Genomic DNA, 22868 nt, shown 5'->3' with positions numbered 1-22868 from the left:
GGTAAATAAATTTTAGAAAAACAATAAGTATTTTTAAAGAAATTCAATGTCGTTAACAATAGATTTAGATGGTTGGTTTTAATAATTATAAAGATTTGTCGTACTTCACTAAAAAAGATAAACCATGACGATTTTTGTTGATATGGACGAGGTAATTGCAGATGCCTACAATGCCCATTTAAATATTTACAATCAAGAATTTAATGCTCAATTAACACTGGAAGAATGCCATGGCAAGGAATTCTGGCAATGTGTTCCAAAGGAACATCAACAATCGATAAAAGACCACACTAGGCGAGATGGTTTTTTTGGTGATTTAAAAGTAATTGCCGATAGCCAAGAAGTGCTTGAGGCGTTAAGCAAAAAGTATGAAGTATATATTGCTTCGGCAGCTATGGAGTTTCCACAGTCCTTAAGGGAAAAGTCAGACTGGTTGGACAAACATTTTCCCTTTATTCCATGGCAAAACCGAATCCTCTGCGGAAACAAACATGTTTTAAAGGGTGATGTGCTCATAGACGACCGTAGCAAGAACCTCAAGCCTTTTGAAGGCAGGTCCATTATGTTTACATCACCACATAATACAAAGGTCACAGCCTTTGAACGTGCGGATACTTGGAAGGATATCGCCGACAAACTTTTGTAACTTGTAACCGCAATGCAGAAAAAATTATCCAAGTTATTGTTATTGGCCGGTACATTTATGTTTCAGGCGTGTGCTGCACAATCCCATTTGGTACAGGACGAAATGGAGACCATCACCAAAGAAAATTTAAAGTTCTACCTCTATTATCCTGAAGACTACTTCGCATCGGAAGACAGGGATTTTGGCCTGTTGCTGTTTCTTCATGGCGGGGGTGAATCTGGAGGGGACATCAAAGAGGTCAAATACAACGGCCCGCCAAAAATGCTTGCCGAGGGCAAACAATTTCCCTTTTTGATCTTGGCCCCGCAAAATCCCCACGCACAAAAATGGTGGAATACGGACGCAGTCGTCCAATTATTGGACTCCGTTGTCAATACCAATAGGGTGGATAAAAATAGAATTTACTTGACCGGATTGAGCCGGGGTGGAAGCGCATCTTGGGAACTGGCTACGCAATACCCGGATAAGTTTGCGGCCATGGCCGTAGTTTGCGGTATGACGCCCTTGCCCTATGCCCATTGGATAGATAAAAACATGCCCATCTGGGTTTTTCATGGCGATGAGGATGAGGTAATCCATGTAGAGGAATCTGACAAGATGGTGGAAAAGTTGAGGGCGATGGGCCGCGACGTCCGCTACACAAGATATAAGGGCGTAGGCCACAACGCATGGAGCCGGGCTTACACGACCGACTCACTCTATACTTGGTTGGCAGCGCAAAAACGCAAAAACTAAATTTGATGAAATACCCGATTATTTTCCTAGGTCTTCTTTTGACGGTTAGCTGTAAACAAAAAGCCAAAAGCCAAAATGAATCTGTCCAAACCGGAACAGCAATTCGTTTGGACTCCGTTTCCAGTGACACCAGTATCAAGGAAGAAAAACCTGTTTTAAAAACATTCGAAGGATTGTCCGATACCACTTTTGTGCGACTGGCCGATTTTAGTGAAGATTTTGCGTATGACATGCGCTATGCCACCGAGAATAATTTTTTAAAGGCCAAGGTGTATGATTGTGCCGAATGCTATACAAGGGTAAAAACAGCAAAGGCATTGATCAAGGCCAATAAAGATTTTATGGAAAAGGGGGTAAAAATCAAGTTTTTTGATTGTTATCGACCCAATTCCGTACAATACAAAATGTGGGAGATTGTCCCCAACCCCCAATATGTAGCCAATCCAGATAAAGGATCTATTCACAACAAGGGCGGTGCCGTGGATATTACCTTGGTTGACCTGGAGGGCAACGAACTTGATATGGGAACCGATTTTGATTACTTCGGGAAAAGGGCCTATCACGATAATATGGATTTGCCACAAGAGATTTTGGATAACCGGAAACTACTTAAGGAGACCATGGAAGCACACGGTTTTTGGTCCATCAGAACCGAATGGTGGCATTATAACCTTTCAGCTGCCACCAATGATAGGGTCGCCAATTTTAAATGGGAATGCGACGATTAAATCTTTTTGCACAGCAAAAAAATCAAGTTGTCGTTGATGTCGGTGGTAAAAAACAGGTAGGTCTCGCCCCCATCTTTGATAGTATGCCTTTTGCGAAGCTCGGCAACCGATATGGGGAAGTTCCTTGTTGTGATGTTCGCTTTTGGGATGGCCATTGATCTTATGGGCTTTTTGGAATAAGGAAGGGTCTTTTCAATGGTAAACCTTCTCCCGGGAAAATCTACAAGAGTGTCAGCAGTGTATAAATGGGAGTGGGGGTGGAGTTTTTTAAGCTTGTAGGTTTTAGCTACGGATTTAAACCCACCGGACTTTAAAATAGCGGCATTGGGTTCGTACAAATGACCGGAAGGCTCCCCAAAATCAATGGCGGTATTTTGTTCTTCTTCCAGTTTAAAATTAAATGTATCGGTTCGGTTTGGCAGTAAATTGATGGTTTTTATTCCAATGCTTCCGTTGTACCCTTTTTCTAAAATAAAGAGGAGTTCCTTTACTTCGTTATTAATGGCCACAACATGAACCTCTTTTACGAATTCCAGTTCCTCAACCCCTTTTTTTATATCTAAAAGCGGGGATGTTTTTACGAGAATATGTTGTGTTCTTTCAAAAATCAAAGGGAGGTGTTCGGGTAAATTGGGCAGGCAATCCTCTAAGAGAAAAACCTTTCCTTTTTTATCACTTCTTCTGGAAGGATCAACATAGATCCAATCAAAATTTTGTGTTGATTCCTTTAAAAATGTAATGCCATCTTCGGGCAGGCATTTTATATTGTTCTGCCCTAAAACTTTAAAATTATGGGCTGCAATTTCACTCAGTTCCAAATTGATTTCACAATGAAAAACGGAAGCCATTTTTTTTGAAAAAAAGTAACTGTCGACACCGAATCCCCCCGTAAGGTCTACCAGCGTTTTTCCACGTACAATTTGGGCCTTATATTCAGCTGTCGATTCGGAACTAGTTTGTTCAATATTAAGTTTGTTTGGGTAGTAGATATGGGATGAGGCAAACCAAGTGGGCAGCTTATCCCGACTCTTTTTTTTAGCTTCTATCTGATCGACCAGCTCCTTTTGGGAAACGCCCTCAAAAACAGGTTTTTTAAGTAAAATTGACATGGTGTCCGCGGAGATGTTTTTTGATATAAAATCCTGGACATCGATATTTAAAATAATATCGTTCAAACCGGTGCTATAAGTTTTTGGTCAATTTCTTCACAAAGGAATATTCCGTTAAAAACTCCTTTAAAACAACCTTTATGGCCGTATATCCGGGTACTGCGACCACCATTCCGACCACACCGAATAAAAGCCCTGCAATAATGATGATGAGAAAAATCTCCAGAGGGTGTGACTTTACGCTTGTGGAAAAAATAAAGGGTTGTGAAAAGAAATTATCAATGAGTTGACCTACCGTCAAACCAATAAAAACATACATGGCCTTTGGCAAAAGAACAGTGCTGAAATCCGCCCCGAGCGAGCTGGTCATGGTCAGGGTAATCATAATTACTCCCCCAATGATCGGACCTATGTAGGGAATGATATTGAAAAGGGCGCACAAGAATGCGATAACAATGGCATTTTCAACGCCCACGATCAATAGTGCTATGGTGTAAATTACAAAGAGTATAAATAGTTGAAGTAAAATCCCGGCAAAGTATCTGGAGAGCAGATTATTGATTTTATCAACGGACTTGACCAAGTTGCTTTCCTTGTCATCGGGCACAAAGGTCAAAATACCGTTTTGCATCAATTTGCTATCCTTTAAAAAGAAAAAGGAAATAAAGAGAACGGAAAAAAGGCCAACGCTAAAATTGCTCAGTGCGTTGACAAATGAGTTAAGAAAATTTGGGATAAAACCTAAATCCAAACCTTGCAGCACATTTTCCTCGATTCGGGATTCGTTCAACAAGGTGTTGAAACTCCCTGTTGAGGCACCAAAATAGTCCAAGGTTTGAATGTAAAGCGTGTTAAGGTCGGCTTTAAGTGCCTCAATATCCAGTAAGGACAGATTTTTACTTTGTTCGGCAATCAGGGGGATAAATAGGGCGAGTATCCCTAAAAAAATGGCCAGCATAAAGATCATGGTGACTACCACAGCCAGGGTATTGGGAAACTTGAGCTTTCTTCGCAGGAATAATACGATGGGTCTGCCCAGCAAGGCCAAAACCGCTGCAATGGCCAAATACGCCAACACGGACTGGATTTTGTAAAAAAACCAACCTAAAAGAACCACACCGACCATAATGGCCACTGCCCGTAATATTCCGTTGGCGATTGTTTTGGCATTCATGTTTTAACTTTTAAAGGCATATTCCACAATATTGGCTCCCATTTGTAAGGCTTTCAACCGAACTTCTTCCGGGTCGTTGTGCACGCTTGGATCTTCCCAGCCATCCCCAAGGTCGCACTCGTAAGTGTAGAGCAAAACTAATCTTCCACGATCAAAAACCCCAAAGGCCTGCGGTCTTTTCCCATCATGCTCGTGGATTTTGGGAAGTCCATCCACAAACTCGAATTTTTGCGAAAATATGGGATGGTCGGCACCCAGTTCCTCCAAGGGTTTGTCCGGGAAAACCTTTTCCAATTCCCTTTTCAGATAAGGTTCCATGCCGTAGTTGTCGTCAATATGTAAAAACCCTCCGGACAATAGATAGGTTCGCAAATTCTGGACTTCTTCATCTGTGAAAAAGACGTTGCCATGCCCTGTCATGTGCAAAAATGGATATTTAAAAATAGAGACGCTGCCTGCTTCCACCGTTTCCGGTTCTGGATCGATCTTTGTATCAATATTGGTATTGCAAAATTGAATTAAGTTGGGAAGTGCCGTGGGGTTGGAGTACCAATCGCCACCGCCGCCATATTTGAGTACGGCAATCTGTTGGGCATGTGTTGCAGTTACCGCAAAAAACAGTAGGGTACATATTAAATGGATATGTTGTTTCATATAGAAGCAGTTGACCAACCTTTCAAAAATAGGGTATTCCTTTGTAAAAAAATAAAGTACGTCCCCATTAGTTGTTGATCGTGGCCACTGTTGTGCAGGCCACAATGGCCGCTGTCTCGGTGCGGAGTCGATTTCTTCCCAGGGCAATGGGGACATATCCCTTTTCTTTGGCCAGGTCGATTTCTTCTTTGGAGAAATCACCTTCGGGTCCGATAAGTATCGTAACATCGTTGTCGGCGATCACTCTTCGTTTTAACTCCATTTTCTCTCCATTTTGGCAATGGGCAATAAATTTTAGGCCAACGGTAGTATCGGATTCCAAAAAGTCCTTGCAGGATATTGGTGGGTTGATTTGCGGTAAAACTGTTTGCAAAGATTGTTTCATGGCAGCTTGCAGTACACGCTCCATTCGTTCCAGTTTAATGGTTTTTCGCTCGGAGTGGTCGCAAATGATCGGGGTAATCTCATCCACGCCTATCTCGGTAGCCTTTTCCAAGAACCATTCATATCGGTCATTCATTTTTGTAGGGGCAACCACTAGGTGCAGTTTATATCTTTTTGGAATTGATTTACGCTGCGAAGTAATACGTGCCCTGCATCTTTTTTGGTCCGGCTCCAAGATTTCAGCTTCGAACAAATAGCCTTTGCCATTGGTGATGTGTACAATGTCTCCTTCGGATTTTCGCAAGACCCGGACAATGTGTTTGCTTTCATCGGGTGGAAAAATGAACTGCTTGGCACTATTGTCCAACGATGGATTGTAGAAAAGCTGCATAGTTAAAGTTTACATTAATGTCCCCTTTTTGGGAAATCCCTCGCCTTTGGGCGAAGACTTTGGTTTATTTTTATTTCACGTTCTGTCCCCACCCAATCTCACCATAGGGAAGAACCGTTCTCTCCTCCTTTGGAGGGGCTGGGGGAGGACTCTTTAGGCGAAACCTATAGGCTAATTAGCTACCGATGGCGTAACGTGCCTTGGCAGCAATACTTTGGTCTGTGAACACTCCCCTTTCAAACTTAAGGTAACCAACAATACCGATCATGGCGGCGTTGTCCGTGCAATACTCAAATTTAGGAATAAAGGTTTGCCAGCCCAACTTTTCCTCGGCATCCTTAAGTCTTCCCCGAATTCCCGAATTTGCAGCAACACCCCCGCCAATGGCAATTTGCTTTATACCGGTCTGGTCAACAGCCAATTGCAGCTTTTCCATTAATATCTCCAGAATGGTGAATTGCACCGAAGTACAAATGTCGTTCATGTTTTCGGAAACAAAATCTGGGTTCTTTTGGGTCTCTCGTTGTAAAAAATAGAGAATACTGGTCTTTAATCCACTAAAACTGAAGTTGAGTCCATCAACTTTTGGTTTTGGGAAGGTAAAAGCATCTGGATTGCCCAGTTTTGCATATTTATCGATCAATGGACCACCGGGGTAGGGCAGTCCCATCAATTTGGCACTTTTGTCAAAGGCTTCGCCCACGGCATCGTCCAAGGTTTCGCCCAAGACTTCCATGGTAAAGTAATCCGTGACCTTCACAATTTGGGTGTGTCCCCCACTAATGGTCATCGCTAAAAACGGAAATCTTGGGGAAGTCTGGTCCCCATCCTCGATAAAATGGGCGAGAATGTGGGCTTCCATGTGGTTTACCTCGATCAAGGGTATGTCCAGACCCAGTGCCAAAGACTTGGCGAAAGAGGTGCCCACCAACAAGGATCCCATAAGTCCGGGGCCTCGTGTAAATGCTATGGCAGATAGCTGTTTTTTGTCGATATTTGCCTTGGCCAAGGCTTGGTGTACCACGGGAACTATATTTTGTTGATGTGCCCTTGAGGCCAATTCTGGGACAACACCCCCATATTGCTTGTGAATTTCTTGTGTAGCTACCACATTGCTCAGTACTTTTGTATGGCAAAGTACGGCAGCAGAGGTATCATCGCAGGATGATTCGATTGCAAGAATATATTTTTTTGGATTTTCCACGCGTTTTGGAACAAAAATTGGTTGTCAAAGGTAAAACATAAAAACCCTATCAAAAAACTTCGTAAAATACTGTTGCGTTTCCTTTTGGCCATTATCCTTATTCTGGTATTGGGCTCTTTGGTATTGTCCTTGCCTGCGGTACAGACCAAGTTGGGAAAATACGCTACCGATGCTTTAAACGACGAGTTTGGCACTAATATTCAAATTGAACGTATAAGCATGTCCCTGTTCAACATGAATGCAGGGATAAAGGGCATTTATGTGGAAGATTATAGGAAGGACACGCTAATTTACATTCACAAACTGACCACATCCATTTTAAACTTGCGCAATATGGCCAATAATAAGATGGAGTTTGGCGATATGGAATTGGACGGTCTTACCTTTAACTTAAAGACCTACGAAGGGGAGACGGACACCAATCTGGATGTGTTTGTGGCCAAATTGGACGACGGTAAACCCAGAGACCCCGGAACCCCACCATTTTTTATGTCTTCTGATGAGATTGAGATACATGGTGGGAAATTTAGGTTGGTTGATGAGAACTTGGAAAAACCAGAAGTGTTGAATTTCTCGGAAATTGAAGTTTTGGCACACGATTTTCAGATTCTTGGGCCAGATGTTTCCTTAGGAATAGATGACCTTTCCACCTTGGCAAAACGGGGAATACGCCTTGAGAAATTGGCGACCGATTTTAAATACACCAAGCAACAGATGCGCTTTGATTCCCTGCTCATCGATACAGAGCAATCCGAGCTAAAAGGTAATTTGGTGTTCAATTATGAGCGGGAAGATCTGGCCAATTTTGTTGATTTGGTGAAGATAGATGCCAATTTTACGGAATCTTCCGTGGCCCTAAACGAGATAAATGCGTTTTACGATGAATTTGGTCAGGACAAAACGGTGACTTTTACCGGGGGTTTTAGTGGGGTGCTCAACCAACTCCAGGTTGATAATTTGTTCCTTTTTACCGATAATACAGGTATTCGGGGAGACTTTAGGTTCGATAACATTTTTAGTCGGCAGGCTCCCTTTGTACTACGTGGGGATATAGACAACCTTACCTCCAGTTATTATCAATTACGGAGTATTTTGCCCCAAATATTGGGCAGGAACATTCCGGAATCCGTTCAAAAATTGGGTCAGTTTACAGTGCGTGGGGATACGGAGATCACAGAGACCTCCATCGACGTAACCGTTAATTTGAACACTGCTGTGGGCGATAGCTACGTGGATCTTCAAATGACCAATGTGCAGACCATAGAAGATGCTTCTTACATTGGTTTTATTTCTTTGATCGATTTTGATATCGGGGAATTTATAGATAATGAAGACCTTGGACTTGCTTCAATGGATATGAACGTGGAAGGAAAGGGATTTGTAGCGGAGAGCTTGAATACTGAAGTTTCCGGGGACATCTACAAATTTGAATTCAACGATTACGAGTATAACAAAATAAAGGTTTCCGGTATTTTGAGGAACGAACTTTTTGATGGCGTGCTTTTGTGCAACGACGATAACTTTAGGTTCGATTTTCAAGGATTGGCCAATTTTGGGTCCCGGGAGAACAAATTCAACTTTGTGGCCGCAGTGGACTACGCCGACCTTAAGGAACTGAACTTTATCAACGACAGCATTTCCATATTCAAAGGGCATGTGGATATGGATATTGAAGGCAACAACCTTGATGACATGGCAGGGCAGTTGCGTTTTTCCAACACCACCTATCAAAATGCGAACGACACCTACTATTTCGAGGATTTCAATGTAACCTCTTCCTTTGATCGGGACACCATACGAACCGTGGAGATCAACTCACCGGATATCATCACCGGATATATGCGAGGGAATTTCAAGGTAAACGAACTGGGAAGATTGATCCAGAATTCCATCGGAAGTATTTATACCAATTACCAACCTTTTGAGATTTCGGGCGGACAACATCTCGACTTCAACTTTAAGATTTACAACAAGATTGTTGATGTGTTTGTCCCGGAAATGGCTTTTGATGCCAACACCTATATCCGAGGGGCCATAAAGGCGGACCAAAGTGATTTTAAGCTCACCTTTAAATCGCCCAGTATCGAGGCCTTTGGGAACAAGTTCTATAATATTGAGTTGAAGATAGACAACAAAAACCCATTGTTCAACACCTTTGTGTCCGTGGAGGACATGTCCACGGTGTATTACGATATCAAAGATTTTAATCTGATCAACACCACCTTAAAGGACACCCTTTTCTTTAGAACGGAGTTTAAGGGAGGAAGCGAGTACAACGACAGCTATAACCTGAACTTTTATCACACCTTTAACGAAAACAACCGATCGGTCATTGGACTGAAAAAATCGGACATTAGCTTTAAAGGGAACACATGGGTGCTCAACAAGAACGGGAACAATAAGAACAAGGTGATCTTTAACAGCTCCTTGGACAGCATCAGGATAGAGGATGTGGTCATGGACAACAATAACCAAGAACAGATTCGATTAAGGGGAGAGTTTGCCGATTCCACCTATAAAGATTTGGACCTACAGTTTAAATTGGTATCCCTAAACAAGATTACCCCTGCGATCGACAGCCTAAAACTGGATGGGAAAGTGGATGGCTTTCTCAATATTTTACAGAAAGATGGAAAGTATCTGCCCACTTCAAGCTTAAATATCCAAAACTTCAGTATCAACAAGATGCACATGGGCGATTTGGAAGTTGGCATTTATGGAAACAACGACCTTACCGAGTTTGGCGTGAGCACCTGGCTCAATGATAAGGGAAAAGAACTCATGAGCATAAATGGAAAGGTCACCAACATAAACAATGAGCAAGAACTGGATCTGGTCGCCGACTTTGCTGATTTTACCCTAGAGCCCTTCAACCCGTTGGGGGAGGACATTATTTCCAATATTAGGGGAAAGGTCAGTGGCAATGCAACCATCACCGGTAATGTGAAAAACCCTGCTATTAATGGGGTGCTCAGCTTAAATGATGCGGGCATTGGAATTCCCTATCTCAACGTGGACTATGATTTTGCACCCTATTCCCAGGTGCGCTTGTTCGACCAGACCTTTTATTTTGAAAATGTGGAGCTTTCCGACGTGGAGGAGGGCACCACGGCCACTTTGGACGGTACCATAAGCCACACCGGTTTTGATGATTGGTACCTTGGGCTGGATGTGGATACCAATAACGACCGCTTCATGATTTTGAACACCGAATACGATGAGGAAACCCTCTATTACGGAACAGGTTTCATCAATGGAACGGGAAGTATTTATGGTCCAACCGATGCGTTGACCATTGCTGTGGATGCCATAACGGCTAGGGGCACTTCCCTTAAGATACCATTGAGCGATGTGACCAGCGTAGGGGATTATTCATTTATCAATTTTTTGGAAAAAGGGCAATCCAAGTCCTTTGAGGAAGAACGGGTGTTGGATGAATACCAAGGGTTGGAAATGGCCTTTGACCTTGCTGTTACCCCCGAGGCAGAAGTGGAGATCGTGGTGGACCAGTCCACGGGAAGTTCCCTAAAGGGAACAGGGGAAGGTATTTTGTTGATCGAGATCAATACCAATGGAAAATTCAATATGTACGGGGACTTTGTTGTGGTGTCCGGGGAATATAATTTTAAATATGGCGGCGTCATAGATAAAAAGTTCAAGGTGCGTCCTGGAGGCACCATTCTGTGGGAGCAGGATCCCTTGGCGGCACAATTGAATTTGGAAGCGGTATATTCCCTTAATGCCAATCCCGCGCCACTTTTGGACAATGCGGGATATACAGGGCGAATACCTACCGAAGTTGTTATAAGGTTGGATGGGGAACTGGAAAGCCCCAACATCAATTTTGGGATAGATTTTCCAGGAACAACCTCTGTAGTGCAGTCCGAACTGGAGTATCGCTTGCAAGATCCGACCATAAAGGAAAGAAACGCCTTCTTTTTGTTGGCACAGGGAACCTTTGTGAACCCGCAATCGGGAGGGATCAACCAACAGGCCGTTACCGGAAATCTGATTCAGACCGCCTCAGGGCTTTTCAACCAAATACTATCGGGAAACAACGACAAACTTAACTTCGGGGTGTCCTACGAGCAGGGTTATAACGATCCCAACGCCGATATTGCTACGGAGGATAGGATAGGGGTAACGGTCTCCACACAATTGTCCGACCGTATTTTGGTGAACGGAAGAGTAGGGGTGCCGGTCGGTGGCGTTTCGGAAACAGTGGTAGCCGGCGATGTTGAGGTACAGGTACTGTTGAACGATGAGGGAACGCTCAGTGCCAAGATATTTAACAGGGAAAACCAGGTGCAGCAGTTTTTGGCTGAAAGACAAGGGTATACCCAAGGAGTGGGGCTATCTTACCAAGTGGATTTTGACAGTTTCAGGGAGTTGATGCGGAAAGTGTTCAACAAGCAGGAAAAGTCGGCAACGGAACAAAAAAACACCCCCCGGAAACAGCCTGAACAGGTCATGGGAAAGGACAGTTTGATTCGTTTTTCGGAAAAGCCTGTTAATCAACCCTAATCAACACAATAAAATTTATATTTTTTAAAGTTTTTGTATTAATTTATTACGAAAACGTTTGAGAAAACCCATTAAAACAAATAAATTATTAAGGTATTCAAAATTTGAATAAAGTTTCCTAGCTTTGACCTCTTAAAAATTTGAATGGCTTCAGAAATTAAAAAAATTGGCGTTTTTACCTCAGGCGGAGACTCTCCTGGAATGAATGCCGCAATTCGTTCCGTTGTCCGTACTTGTGCATATTTGGGAATTGAGTGTGTGGGCATCTACAGAGGATATCAAGGAATGATGGAAGGCGATTTTAAGACCTTGGATGCACGTAGTGTAAATAACATTATCAATAAGGGAGGAACTATTTTAAAATCTGCCCGTTGCGAGGAATTTAGGACCGAGAAAGGAAGAAAGAAAGCTTACGACCAACTGACCAAGGAAGGTATCGACGCTTTTGTGGTCATTGGAGGAAACGGAAGCTTTACAGGTGCGCTTTTGTTCACCGAAGAATACGATTTTCCAGTAATTGGAATCCCGGGGACCATTGATAACGATATTTTGGGATCTTCCTATACCATAGGTTTTGATACCGCAATCAACACCGTGGTGGATGCCATTGACAAGATTCGTGATACCGCAAGTTCCCACAACCGGCTCTTCTTTGTTGAGGTAATGGGCAGGGACGTAGGGCACATTGCCCTTAACGCAGGTGTGGGCGCAGGTGCCGAGGAAATTTTAATTCCTGAGCAGAATCTGGGACTGGAACGTTTGTTGGATTCCCTAAAGCGAAGTAAAGCCTCAGGGAAATCATCCAGTATCGTAATTGTTGCCGAAGGGGATAAAATAGGTAAGAACGTTTTTGAACTAAAGGAATACGTGGAAGAGCATTTGCCCATCTATGACGTTAGGGTGTCCGTACTAGGGCACATGCAGCGAGGGGGCAACCCAACTTGCTTTGACCGCGTTCTCGCCAGTAGAATGGGCGTTAAGGCCGTTGAGAGCATTCTGGAGGGCAAATCAAACCTAATGGTAGGTATAAAGGATACCAAATTGGTGCTTACACCTTTGGCAGAGGCCATAAAAGCGCATACGGAAATCGACGAAGAGCTCATAAGAGTTTCGGATATAATGACAACTTAATTTAAACACAAAAAAGAAGAACATGTCAAATTTGAAAATAGGAATCAACGGATTCGGTAGAATAGGAAGGTTGGTATTTAGAGCAACCGTAAAAAGAGGTGATGTAGATGTTGTGGCAATCAACGATTTGTTGGATGTTGAGCACTTGGCCTACTTGTTGAAGTACGACTCTGTTCACGGAAATTTTGAAGGTACCGTGGACGTGAAAGATGGAAATCTGGTAGTAAACGGTAATACAATCAGGATTACGGCAGAACGCGACCCAAAGAATTTAAAATGGGATGCGGTCGGCGCTGAGGTCGTTGCAGAATGTACCGGTATTTTCACCACTTTGGACATGGCCCAATCACATATTGATGGTGGTGCCAAAAAAGTCGTGATCTCCGCTCCATCCAAGGATGCTCCAATGTTTGTTATGGGTGTTAACCATAAAGATGTTAAGGCAACGGACACTATTATATCCAATGCTTCTTGTACCACCAACTGTTTGGCACCGATCGCCAAAGTTCTTAACGATGAGTTTGGTATTGCTGAAGCTTTGATGACAACGGTACACGCTACAACGGCTACCCAATTGACCGTTGATGGTCCTTCTAAAAAAGATTACAGAGGTGGTAGAAGTGCCCTTTTGAACATCATTCCAGCGTCTACTGGTGCTGCAAAAGCGGTAACCAAGGTTATTCCTTCGTTGGAAGGTAAACTAACAGGTATGGCGTTCAGGGTCCCTACTGCAGATGTTTCCGTAGTGGATTTGACCGTAAAATTGGAAAAAGAGACTTCCTACGAAGGTATCAAAGCTGCTATGAAGGCTGCTTCCGAAGGGGAATTGTCGGGAATTTTGGGATATACCGAAGAAGCTGTAGTCTCCCAAGATTTTGTTGGAGATGTTAGAACTTCCATTTTCGATGCAGGTGCTGGAATTGAGCTAAATTCCAAATTTTTCAAAGTGGTTTCTTGGTACGACAACGAAACCGGTTATTCCAACAAATTGGTTGATTTGGCCCTGCACGCAGCAAGCCTATAATTTTTTATCTCAATAATTTTTTATCCTGAAGGGGGGATTCCTCTCTTCAGGATTTCAATATAAATCTCGACGTATGGTTTTGATTGTGGATAGTGGTGCCACTAAATCCGATTGGATTGCCTTGGATGATAATGGGAAACAACTGTTTGTTACCCAAACCTTGGGCCTTAGCCCGGAAGTACTTACCAAAGAAGTAATAGAGGACAGGTTGGCCAATAATTTTGAACTTTCCAAAAACAAGGAAAAAGTACGTCAATTGTTTTTTTATGGTGCCGGTTGTGGTACCGATAGAATGAAAATTTTTTTGAAATCCATCTTCAAGGATTTCTTTCCCAATGCCAAAGCCGAGGTGAGGGAAGATACCTATGCCGCTATTTATGCCACCACTAAAATTGGCAAACAGGGTATTGTCTGTATTTTGGGTACCGGTTCCAATTGTAGTTATTACGATGGTCACCAGCTGATCCAGAAGGTAACATCACTTGGTTACATTTTAATGGACGATGGCAGTGGGAACTTCTTTGGAAGAAAACTGATCCGGGATTACTATTTCCATAAAATGCCACAAGACCTTGGTATAAAATTTGCCAAGGAATTCGATCTGGATGCCGATGTCATTAAAGATCATCTGTACAAGCAACCCAACCCAAACACGTATTTGGCCACATTTGCACGTTTTATCATTGAAAACAAGGAGCACCCTTATTGCAAAGGGGTCATTGAAAAGGGACTTCAGCAGTTCGTGAACAATTACATCATGCAATACGAACTGGCCACCAAGGTGCCCGTTAGCTTTGTAGGGAGCATAGCCCACTTTTTAAGGGATGAGCTGAAGGCCTGTATGGAACGCAACGATTTGATCTTGGGTGTCATCCGACGTAGGCCCATCGAGGGTCTTGTGGAGTTTCACCAGGGTACTATCTAACAGCGATCATCGATATTTCAACATTGACAAACTTGGGAAGGTTTGCGACTTCCACAGTTTCCCTTGCCGGTGCGGTATCTGCATCAAAATAAGTGCCGTACACTTCATTGATCTGGGCAAACTGGTTCATGTCCTTTATAAAAATGGAGGACTTGATGACGTGCTCAAAAGTCATTCCCGCTTCTTCCAGAATGGCCCTTAGATTTTCCATGGATTGTCTGGTCTCAGCCTTTATATCGTCTTTAACCAATTCTCCCGTTGTGGGATCAATGGGAATTTGTCCGGATATATAAAGCGTATCTTTTATGAGTACTGCTTGGTTGTACGGCCCAATAGGTGCCGGTGCTTTTGAAGTATTTATTATTTTTTTCATGAGAATGTTTTGGTTCAAGGTAAAAAATATCGAGCTAAAATTATCGCTGACTTCTGTTTTCCCATTTGATATCGCTCAATAGGGAACTCTTTATCCCAATAAAGAAGTACCAACGTTCGTACCTGCCAAAGGGTGTCCAGTCAAAACTTAGTCTAAAACTGCCAAGGTCGCGTTTAAAGGCGAACCGTGTATCGGCAAAACCTTTGTTCTTTAAATCATACCCAGAGTTAAAGCCTACCTCCCATTTGGGTGAAAGCTGAATGTTCCCCGAGAACATTAAGGAATGATTGGTGATTTCACTCTGTCGGTTACTGTTGTTGTATGAGGCCACATAGGTAAAGCGGGCATCCCAAGGCAGTTTATTGTTGTAAATAGGATTGTCCTGTGTGTTGCCTTTGTTTTGTTGCCCCCCGGTCTGTCCTCTGCCAAACGCACGATCTCCACGAACATCATCCATAGCAAATGGGTTGTCACTAAAATCCGATTGCTTTTCCTCGTCGCTTTTTTCCTCTGCGCCTCCTTTTTGGAACATTTCACTGTTTAGCGAAAAACTGGTATTTATCCTTGCTGAGGTCAATCTTGCAATGCCCCCGCCATTTTTTATATTGAGGGTGTTGATGCGGCGACCATTGTTATCAATGGCATAGGGGTCAAAAGTGGCGGCAAAATTAATGGGAACATTTTTTATGATTTCGGTGGCCCCGCTCATACTTACCGGGCTGAGCTTTAAGGAATCCGCCTCTAGGTTATAACTGGCGGAAAACGAAAGATTGCTCAAGATTTTTACTTTCTTGGGTTCGGTGGCCGTGGAATCTTTGTCCCTGACCTTTGCCTCAAGGGAGTTCTGAAGGGAAAAGCTCAAGGAACTACCTTTGTTCAGGGAAGGTCTTCCATAGATGCTGGTTTCGTAGGGAGTGTACTGAACCTCTTCGCCATCCCCATCGGTATAGGATTCGTAGAACTGCTCAAAGGAAGGGGTGTAGCTATAACTGATCGATGGGCGCATTACGTGCCGTAACGCCTGTATCTTTTTATCCTCACCACGGTTCCATGTACCGTACATTGTTGTACCTATACTGGTTCCAAAACTATATCGGTTAAAACGATCAAAACCCGAAATGGTGTCGGTGACCACTTCTTCCATTTCGGCATCATACTGCCGCCTAATGGTTTTCATGGTCCATACATCCTCGTAATTACCACTTAAACTTACACTAAGGTATTTGGCCAGTTTAAAATTGGTCGCAATGGGTATTCTGTGCCTTGCCCCGATTTTGGCATCATCGAACATACCGCTTTTGAAGAAGTTTTCCTCTGTTGTGGTAATGCTGTTCTGCGCATTGACATCGTACTGAAAATTGATGTTTTCAAAAACCCCTTTTTTGATTTCATCCCGTTTCACAAAAGGGTAGATACGTTCCATGCTTGCCTGAAAGTTCGGCAGGGACATATTGATGGTACGTTCCTCCGACCGGGTGTTTTGGGTATGGCTCAGCGTTAGACTTGTATTTACCGATGGATAGGCCGGAAATGTTTTGGAGTAGCTTATGGAGGATGCAAAAGTGTTTGTTTGCGAATTGTTCCGGTTTACCTGGTTAAGGGAGTTGGTGTAATATTGACTGGACCCTAAGTTGACGGATGCGGAAAAACGCGAATTGGGGCTGGCCTTGGAGTCTTGGGAGTGCGATATCCTAATGTTGTAGTTGCTGGTTCGGCTGTAATCGTCAAAACCTTTTTGACTGGTGACCAAGTTTTCGTAACTGATGTTTATATTGCCCTTGAACTTATAGCGTTTGGTGTAAATGGAACTTCCCTGCAAACCATAGCTGCCGTTGGTGTAATAATCCCCCGTAATACTTAAGTCCACATAATCACTTATAGGGAGGTAATATCCACCATTTTGGATAAAATAGCCTCTACGGGGATCGTTTCCAAAGGTGGGGAACAATATTCCCGCCACTCTTCCCGTGGTCAAGGGGAAATAAGCAAAGGGCAGGGCAACAGGTGTGGGTACATCCATAATGTACATATTGCTGTACCCCGCTATAATTTTCTTTTTGGGGACAAATTTGGCTTTTCGTACCCTAATATAATAATCGGGGTTTACCGTGTCGTTGGAGGTGGTCAGTTTTCCCTCGTTTAAAAAGTAAACCGAATCGTTCTCTTTTTTGGTCTTTTCGGCATACACTTTCATGGCGTCGCTTCCCAATTGTCCCAAACCCGCTTGTTGCTCGGTTCTGGAATTCCAGATCAGGGCTTTTTGGGTATCAAAATTAAAACGGATGGAATCGGGCCTTACCTCTTGGTCCCCTTGTTTAAAAAAAGGCAGTTGCGAGTAATTGCCCAACGAATCCTTCATGCGCCCGGCATAGACCTCGTTTTTCACATAGTCCATAACAATGACTCCCGCTTTAAGCTCGGTATCCTGATAATAGATTTCCGCTTCGTCGTACAGGTAAATTTTATTGTCCTTTTGGCTAAGTTTTACATAGTCTTTGGCCTTATATTTGATTTTGTCCAAAAGCAAAGGCTGTTTTTTGGGAACGGTATCCGTTGCAACGGAATCCGTCTTTATCGAATCGTTCAAGATGTTCGGGGGCAACAAAGGAGCAGTGATGGTGTCCTTGGAAGCCTTGATGGGCAAAGGTCTGATAAGGTCTTCTTGAGCACTTAAGGTAACTGTGCCACAAAGAAGAACAAATAGGAAAAGTAAAAGATGTTTATTTGGTTGCAACGTGATAAATCCTATTTTTGTGCTAGTTTGGCCCAGTTTTTGGCCTCAAACTTACATATATTTTTTGTTCTACTTATTGGTGATTACGATATTTTTAACCATTAATGAACGCTATAATTACTCAGTTCTTATGAATAAAAGTCGGTTAGCATTTTTAGTTTTTCTACTTCTGGTCCTTCCTTTGACCTCTTTTAACAAAAATGATACCGAGGTATTGCCCAAAGATAAATTTGTTGTGGTCTTGGATGCAGGGCATGGTGGGCACGACCCGGGGAATATTGGAAATGGGTACCTGGAAAAGGAAATAGCCCTGGCCATTGTCCTAAAAGTTGGGAAGGAGCTGGAAAAGCACCCCGATATAAAAGTAGTCTATACCAGGAACGATGACACCTTTGTCGATTTGTTCGTAAGGGGCGAGATCGCCAACGAGGCCAATGCCGATCTTTTTGTGTCGGTACATTGCAATGCACATAATTCCAGTGCTTACGGAACGGAAACCTATGTGTTGGGGCTGCATGCCAATCGTCAAAACTTTGAGGTGGCCAAAAAGGAGAACTCCGTAATTTATTTGGAAGATGATTACGAGCAGCGATATGCGGAGTACGATATTAATTCCCCAGAATCTGTGATAGGGCTGACCATTATGCAGGAAGAGTTTCTTGACCAGAGCATACAATTGGGAAAAAAGCTACAGGATAATTTTACCAAAGGACTCAAGCGCAAGGATAGAAAGGTAAAACAAGCAGGGTTCATCGTACTGCACCAAACCTTTATGCCCAGTGTTTTGGTGGAAGCCGGTTTTTTGACCAATAAAAACGAGGGAAGCTATCTTAACTCCAAAAAAGGACAGGAGGAAATGGGAAAGGCCATTGCCGATGCCGTGTTGGCCTATAAAGAGGATATGGGCTTTACATCCACACCAGTGGACGATACCCCTCCAGTCAAGGAGGATAAAATAGCTGCTGCCGTACCAACGGATAGTCCGGAAAAGCAAGAAGAAGTAAAAGAGAAACAGCCTGAAAAGAAGTCTTCTGAGGTCCAGCATGAAGAAAAGAAAGCCAAAGAAGAGACAGGGGTAGTGTTTAAAGTGCAATTGATGGCCAGTGGAAAAAATATTGCACTCAATGGAAGTAATTTCAATGGATTGAATGAACTGTCCAAAGAACCGTATAAAAACCTGTACCGGTATATGTACGGTAATGCAAATACTTATGAAGAGGCCAAGAGGTTAAAGAAAAATGCGGATGCCAAAGGCTATACAACATCGTACATTGTGGCATACAAGAACGGGCTAAGGGTTCCCATTACGGATGTATTGAAGTAGAATGCTCTCAAAAGTACTCTTGTTATAATTATTCCTAAATTTGTTTAAACCATAAACCGAATCTTTTGAAACTATCCAGGGAAATCAAAACTGGGATTATCGTAGTCGCTGGAATCGTAGCCTTCATTTTTGGGCTTAGCTACTTAAAATCCTCTCCACTTTTTGAGAACAACAAGACTTTTTACGCTGTTTACGACAATGTAGGCGGATTACAGCCCGGGACCCAGGTTTCCATTAACGGATACAATGTGGGCAATGTTACCAGTATCAATTTTAAGGACAGTTCCGGTAAATTGTTGGTGACCTTATCGATCAATAATGAATTTGAATTTTCCAAAAACAGTATTGCTGAACTTTTCGATACCGGTATCATCGGCGGAAAAGGCGTTCAAATTGTTCCAGTGTTTGATAAAGCACCAAGGGCAAAATCGGGCGACACGCTACAATCCAAAATAAAGCCGGGAATCACTGAGTTGGTACAACAAAAATTGACGCCCTTGCAGATGAAGGTCGAAGGAGCGGTGTCCAACGCCGATACATTATTGATGAATGTGAACCAGATATTGGACGACCCTACCAAAAAACAGCTGCAAGAAACCATAGTTTCATTAAATCAGTTGGTAAAATCCTTTAAGGGAAGCGCAGATCATCTGAACACTTTGCTGGACAACAATAAAATGCAGTTGGACAGTTCCCTGAAAAATGTAAACCAAATCACTTCCAACTTCTCAAAACTCTCCGATTCCCTGGTAAACTCCGACCTTGGTGGAACCCTTACCGAGTTTAAGACTACCGTGGAAAAGCTCAACGACATATTGGCCAAAATAGAAAGGGGCGAGGGCTCTTTGGGCAAATTGCACCAAGACGATGCGCTCTATAACAATTTGGCCGATGCATCAAGGGAGTTGGATCTATTGTTGCAGGATTTTAGGCTAAACCCCAAGCGCTATGTCAATGTTTCCGTATTTGGTAAAAAACAAAAAGAGTACACGCTCCCCGAGAACGATCCCGCAGAGCAGCAGGATTCTACGGGACTAAAAGAAAATCAGTAAATGGAATATCTGCCCAATATAGTATTCGCCATAGCCCTGATTCTGGGTATTGGGTTCTTTGCCCGCAATGTTAAAAAGTTGTCCCGGAACATCAGACTCGGAAAGGGTATTGATGTGAGCGACAACAAATCCCAACGGTGGAAAAACATGGCAAAGATAGCTTTGGGACAGACCAAAATGGTAGTGCGGCCCATAGCCGGTCTTATGCATATTATTGTTTATGTGGGCTTTATCATTATAAATATAGAGGTGCTCGAGATTATCCTCGATGGCCTTTTGGGAACACACAGGTTGTTTTCTCCCTTGGGCCCCGTGTACAATTTTTTGATCGGGTCTTTTGAAATATTGGCACTTTTGGTCATTGTCGCCGTAGTGGTTTTCTGGATCAGAAGGAATATCATCAGAATACAGCGTTTTATAAAACCCGAAATGAAAGGTTGGCCCAAAACCGATGGAAACATGATCCTCTATATCGAGTTTGTGCTGATGCTCTTGTTCCTGACCATGAATGCTACGGATTTTCAGTTACAGCGGATAGGGGCAGAACACTACGTGCAAGCAGGGTCCTTTCCCGTGAGCCAGTTTATTGTTCCATTGTTTGACGGGCTATCGGAATCTTCATTGATCTTTGTGGAACGAACAGCATGGTGGTTGCATATTTTGGGCATATTGGCTTTTTTAAACTATCTCTATTACTCAAAACATTTGCATATCCTTTTGGCCTTTCCGAACACCTATTATGGAAAAGTAAAGCCACAGGGACAGTTCAATAACCTGGAATCCGTCACCAAAGAGGTGAAACTGATGATGGACCCCGATGCAGACCCATTTGCCGCACCCGCGGAGGATGATACGGCGGAGCCCGAGAAATTCGGGGCCTCGGATGTCATGGATTTGAATTGGGTACAACTGCTCAATGCCTATACCTGTACCGAATGTGGACGATGTACTTCGGAATGTCCGGCCAATCAGACCGGAAAAAAATTATCGCCACGAAAAATTATGATGGATACCCGCGACCGTCTGGAGGAAGTGGGGAAAAATATAGATGCCAATAAAGGAAAGTTTGTTTCCGATGGCAAGGAATTATTGGGCGATTACATCACAACGGAGGAACTTTGGGCTTGTACCACTTGCAATGCCTGTGTTGAAGCCTGCCCCGTTAGCATAGATCCCTTGTCCATTATCGTGGAAATGCGCAGGTATTTGGTCATGGAGCAATCGGCCGCCCCTACCGAACTGAACAATATGATGTCCAACATAGAGAACAACGGAGCCCCTTGGCCCTACAATCAAATGGACCGTTTAAATTGGGTGAACGAATAAATCTAGTACTATGAGCGAACAATTGAAGGTAAAGACCATGCAAGAGTTTATGGCAGAGGGCAAACAGCCGGAAATTTTGTTTTGGGTAGGCTCTGCGGGCAGTTACGATGATCGTGCCAAAAAGATTACAAGGGCTTTTGTGAAATTGTTGAACAAGGCCAATGTGGATTTTGCCGTTTTGGGCACCGAGGAAAGTTCCACGGGTGATGTAGCCAAAAGGGCAGGCAACGAATTTTTGTTCCAAATGCAGGCCATGATGAACATAGAATTGTTGAATGGCTACGAAATAAAACGGATAGTCACCTGCGATCCACATTCTTTTAATACCTTAAAAAACGAATACCCAAGTTTAGGCGGCAATTATGATGTGGTCCACCACACACAATATCTCAAAGAACTTATTGATGACGGGCGTTTGTCCATTTCGGGGGACGGATACAAGGGAAAACGCATTACTTTCCACGACCCCTGTTATTTGGGCAGGGCCAATTCCGTTTTCGATGCACCAAGGGAAGTGCTCGGCAAGACCAGTGCTGAATTGGTAGAAATGAAACGACACAGGAAAACTGCCCTATGTTGTGGGGCGGGAGGTGCCCAAATGTTCAAGGAGCCCGAAAAAGGGGATATGGACATTAACGTATTGCGTACCAAGGATGCCTTGGAAACCAACCCCAATATTATTGCAACAGCTTGCCCATATTGCAATACCATGATGACGGATGGGATAAAAGCACATGAAAAAGAAGATAGTGTCACCGTTTTGGACGTAGCCGAACTATTGGCAAGTTCCCAAGGGTTATAAATTGAATATAAACATGTCAGGTCGAGCGCATGTCTCCCGAATATGGGTAGGCGGTCGAGACCGAAATAAACAAAAAAATGCTAGCAGATTTCAATGAATTGCCAGACCACTCCAGAGTTTGGATCTATCAATCCAATAGGAGTTTTACCGAAGAAGAACTGAAGGAACTGGAAGAGGGCCTGACAGCTTTCCTAAAGGAATGGACCGCACATGGCAGTAATTTACATGCCGGATTCGAGATAAAGTACAAGCGATTTATCGTTATCGGATTGGACCAGACCAATGTAAGTGCATCGGGTTGCTCCATTGACGCTTCGGTACACTTTATCCAAAGTCTGGAGCAGCAATACAATGTAGAATTGCTGGACAGGATGAACGTATCCTTCAAACAAGGTGAATACATTGCCTACAAGCCCCTAAAAGATTTCAAGAAAATGGCCAAGGCCAAATCGGTTTCCCCGAACACCATTGTTTTTAACAACTTGGTGGCCACAAAACAGGAATATTTGGACCATTGGGAAGTCCCTGCCAGCGAAAGTTGGCACTCCAGGTTTGTATAGGTTTTAAATACTGGACGTCAAACCTTTAAATTCGATTGATTTCAAGGCATAAACCAACACCGAGATTT

The 22868-nt window shown here is 43.2% G+C and carries 19 protein-coding genes; 12 read left to right on the top strand and 7 right to left on the bottom strand.

Features of this window, described 5'->3' with window-relative positions; translation table 11 throughout:
• Window positions 1-124 precede the first annotated feature (124 nt).
• The 3 genes from AC13CS_RS00945 to AC13CS_RS00935 are packed head-to-tail and all read left to right on the top strand — an operon-like array spanning window position 125 to window position 2109.
• On the top strand, window positions 125-646 hold the full coding sequence (locus AC13CS_RS00945; RefSeq protein WP_293165166.1) for a 5' nucleotidase, NT5C type: 522 nt from the start codon (window positions 125-127) through the stop codon (window positions 644-646).
• Between the two features lie 12 nt (window positions 647-658).
• Window positions 659-1381 carry a carboxylesterase family protein gene (locus tag AC13CS_RS00940; RefSeq protein WP_482888323.1) on the top strand — a complete coding sequence of 241 codons (723 nt, stop codon included), beginning with the start codon at window positions 659-661 and terminating at the stop codon, window positions 1379-1381.
• Window positions 1382-1386: 5 nt separating this feature from the next.
• Entirely contained in the window at window positions 1387-2109 is a 723-nt protein-coding gene (locus AC13CS_RS00935; RefSeq protein ID WP_482888322.1) for a M15 family metallopeptidase, read from the top strand.
• Here the strand turns inward: AC13CS_RS00935 and AC13CS_RS00930 are convergent.
• From AC13CS_RS00930 to tsaD, 5 genes are all read right to left on the bottom strand, one after another.
• Window positions 2106-3284 carry a class I SAM-dependent methyltransferase gene (locus tag AC13CS_RS00930; protein ID WP_482888321.1) on the bottom strand — a complete coding sequence of 393 codons (1179 nt, stop codon included), beginning with the start codon at window positions 3282-3284 and terminating at the stop codon, window positions 2106-2108. The genes AC13CS_RS00935 and AC13CS_RS00930 overlap by 4 nt on opposite strands.
• A gap of 7 nt (window positions 3285-3291) precedes the next feature.
• Window positions 3292-4392: an AI-2E family transporter gene (locus tag AC13CS_RS00925; RefSeq protein WP_482888320.1), complete on the bottom strand. Its 1101-nt coding sequence runs from the start codon at window positions 4390-4392 to the stop codon at window positions 3292-3294.
• 3 nt (window positions 4393-4395) lie between these two features.
• Window positions 4396-5046 (bottom strand): DUF4159 domain-containing protein, encoded by a 651-nt coding sequence (locus AC13CS_RS00920; RefSeq protein ID WP_482888319.1) that lies wholly within the window; start codon window positions 5044-5046, stop codon window positions 4396-4398.
• A gap of 67 nt (window positions 5047-5113) precedes the next feature.
• Entirely contained in the window at window positions 5114-5821 is a 708-nt protein-coding gene (locus tag AC13CS_RS00915) for a 16S rRNA (uracil(1498)-N(3))-methyltransferase (RefSeq protein ID WP_293165154.1), read from the bottom strand.
• A gap of 175 nt (window positions 5822-5996) precedes the next feature.
• The gene (tsaD, locus tag AC13CS_RS00910) at window positions 5997-7025 is read right to left on the bottom strand and encodes a tRNA (adenosine(37)-N6)-threonylcarbamoyltransferase complex transferase subunit TsaD (protein ID WP_482888318.1); all 1029 of its coding nucleotides are present in this window, start codon (window positions 7023-7025) and stop codon (window positions 5997-5999) included.
• A 72-nt stretch (window positions 7026-7097) separates the two neighbouring features.
• On the opposite strand from tsaD, the gene AC13CS_RS00905 reads away from it, so the two are divergent.
• The 4 genes from AC13CS_RS00905 to AC13CS_RS00890 all read left to right on the top strand — a co-directional run bounded on the left by AC13CS_RS00905 (window position 7098) and on the right by AC13CS_RS00890 (window position 14629).
• Window positions 7098-11549: a translocation/assembly module TamB domain-containing protein gene (locus AC13CS_RS00905; RefSeq protein ID WP_482888329.1), complete on the top strand. Its 4452-nt coding sequence runs from the start codon at window positions 7098-7100 to the stop codon at window positions 11547-11549.
• A 144-nt stretch (window positions 11550-11693) separates the two neighbouring features.
• Window positions 11694-12680, top strand: coding sequence for a 6-phosphofructokinase (gene pfkA / locus AC13CS_RS00900; RefSeq protein WP_482888317.1), 987 nt, complete (start codon window positions 11694-11696; stop codon window positions 12678-12680).
• Between the two features lie 22 nt (window positions 12681-12702).
• Window positions 12703-13704, top strand: coding sequence for a type I glyceraldehyde-3-phosphate dehydrogenase (gene gap, locus AC13CS_RS00895; protein WP_293165148.1), 1002 nt, complete (start codon window positions 12703-12705; stop codon window positions 13702-13704).
• Window positions 13705-13777: 73 nt separating this feature from the next.
• Window positions 13778-14629 carry an N-acetylglucosamine kinase gene (locus tag AC13CS_RS00890; RefSeq protein WP_293165146.1) on the top strand — a complete coding sequence of 284 codons (852 nt, stop codon included), beginning with the start codon at window positions 13778-13780 and terminating at the stop codon, window positions 14627-14629.
• On the opposite strand, the gene AC13CS_RS00885 is transcribed toward AC13CS_RS00890, so the two are convergent.
• Window positions 14622-15002 (bottom strand): RidA family protein, encoded by a 381-nt coding sequence (locus AC13CS_RS00885; protein WP_293165144.1) that lies wholly within the window; start codon window positions 15000-15002, stop codon window positions 14622-14624. The genes AC13CS_RS00890 and AC13CS_RS00885 overlap by 8 nt on opposite strands.
• 40 nt (window positions 15003-15042) lie before the next feature.
• On the bottom strand, window positions 15043-17736 hold the full coding sequence (locus AC13CS_RS00880; RefSeq protein ID WP_163627324.1) for a putative LPS assembly protein LptD: 2694 nt from the start codon (window positions 17734-17736) through the stop codon (window positions 15043-15045).
• Between the two features lie 130 nt (window positions 17737-17866).
• Between AC13CS_RS00880 and AC13CS_RS00875 the strand changes: the two genes are divergently transcribed.
• The 5 genes from AC13CS_RS00875 (at window position 17867) to AC13CS_RS00855 (ending at window position 22800) form a co-directional block, all read left to right on the top strand.
• A complete protein-coding gene (locus AC13CS_RS00875) occupies window positions 17867-19060 on the top strand; it encodes an N-acetylmuramoyl-L-alanine amidase family protein (RefSeq protein ID WP_482888316.1) in 1194 nt (397 codons plus the stop codon).
• A 65-nt stretch (window positions 19061-19125) separates the two neighbouring features.
• Window positions 19126-20112 (top strand): MlaD family protein, encoded by a 987-nt coding sequence (locus AC13CS_RS00870; RefSeq protein WP_482888315.1) that lies wholly within the window; start codon window positions 19126-19128, stop codon window positions 20110-20112.
• On the top strand, window positions 20113-21438 hold the full coding sequence (locus AC13CS_RS00865; RefSeq protein WP_482888314.1) for a 4Fe-4S dicluster domain-containing protein: 1326 nt from the start codon (window positions 20113-20115) through the stop codon (window positions 21436-21438). It begins immediately after the preceding gene.
• 10 nt (window positions 21439-21448) lie between these two features.
• Window positions 21449-22240 carry a (Fe-S)-binding protein gene (locus AC13CS_RS00860; protein WP_293165134.1) on the top strand — a complete coding sequence of 264 codons (792 nt, stop codon included), beginning with the start codon at window positions 21449-21451 and terminating at the stop codon, window positions 22238-22240.
• Window positions 22241-22317: 77 nt separating this feature from the next.
• Entirely contained in the window at window positions 22318-22800 is a 483-nt protein-coding gene (locus AC13CS_RS00855) for an ABC transporter ATPase (protein ID WP_293165132.1), read from the top strand.
• Window positions 22801-22868: the final 68 nt, after the last annotated feature.

Source organism: Flagellimonas sp. B-3, from assembly GCF_056857835.1.
The sequence above is the reverse complement of the archived record's forward strand: the minus strand, read 5'-3'. Positions and strand labels throughout refer to the sequence as shown.

What these genes read in the sequence shown, in the direction of transcription:
- AC13CS_RS00945 (WP_293165166.1), top strand. Translation starts at nt 125, where the DNA reads ATGACGATTTTTGTTGATATGGACGAGGTAATTGCAGATGCCTACAAT.
- AC13CS_RS00940 (WP_482888323.1), top strand. Translation starts at nt 659, where the DNA reads ATGCAGAAAAAATTATCCAAGTTATTGTTATTGGCCGGTACATTTATG.
- AC13CS_RS00935 (WP_482888322.1), top strand. Translation starts at nt 1,387, where the DNA reads ATGAAATACCCGATTATTTTCCTAGGTCTTCTTTTGACGGTTAGCTGT.
- AC13CS_RS00925 (WP_482888320.1), bottom strand. Translation starts at nt 4,392, where the DNA reads ATGAATGCCAAAACAATCGCCAACGGAATATTACGGGCAGTGGCCATT.
- AC13CS_RS00920 (WP_482888319.1), bottom strand. Translation starts at nt 5,046, where the DNA reads ATGAAACAACATATCCATTTAATATGTACCCTACTGTTTTTTGCGGTA.
- AC13CS_RS00915 (WP_293165154.1), bottom strand. Translation starts at nt 5,821, where the DNA reads ATGCAGCTTTTCTACAATCCATCGTTGGACAATAGTGCCAAGCAGTTC.
- pfkA (WP_482888317.1), top strand. Translation starts at nt 11,694, where the DNA reads ATGGCTTCAGAAATTAAAAAAATTGGCGTTTTTACCTCAGGCGGAGAC.
- gap (WP_293165148.1), top strand. Translation starts at nt 12,703, where the DNA reads ATGTCAAATTTGAAAATAGGAATCAACGGATTCGGTAGAATAGGAAGG.
- AC13CS_RS00890 (WP_293165146.1), top strand. Translation starts at nt 13,778, where the DNA reads ATGGTTTTGATTGTGGATAGTGGTGCCACTAAATCCGATTGGATTGCC.
- AC13CS_RS00885 (WP_293165144.1), bottom strand. Translation starts at nt 15,002, where the DNA reads ATGAAAAAAATAATAAATACTTCAAAAGCACCGGCACCTATTGGGCCG.
- AC13CS_RS00875 (WP_482888316.1), top strand. Translation starts at nt 17,867, where the DNA reads ATGAATAAAAGTCGGTTAGCATTTTTAGTTTTTCTACTTCTGGTCCTT.
- AC13CS_RS00865 (WP_482888314.1), top strand. Translation starts at nt 20,113, where the DNA reads ATGGAATATCTGCCCAATATAGTATTCGCCATAGCCCTGATTCTGGGT.
- AC13CS_RS00860 (WP_293165134.1), top strand. Translation starts at nt 21,449, where the DNA reads ATGAGCGAACAATTGAAGGTAAAGACCATGCAAGAGTTTATGGCAGAG.
- AC13CS_RS00855 (WP_293165132.1), top strand. Translation starts at nt 22,318, where the DNA reads ATGCTAGCAGATTTCAATGAATTGCCAGACCACTCCAGAGTTTGGATC.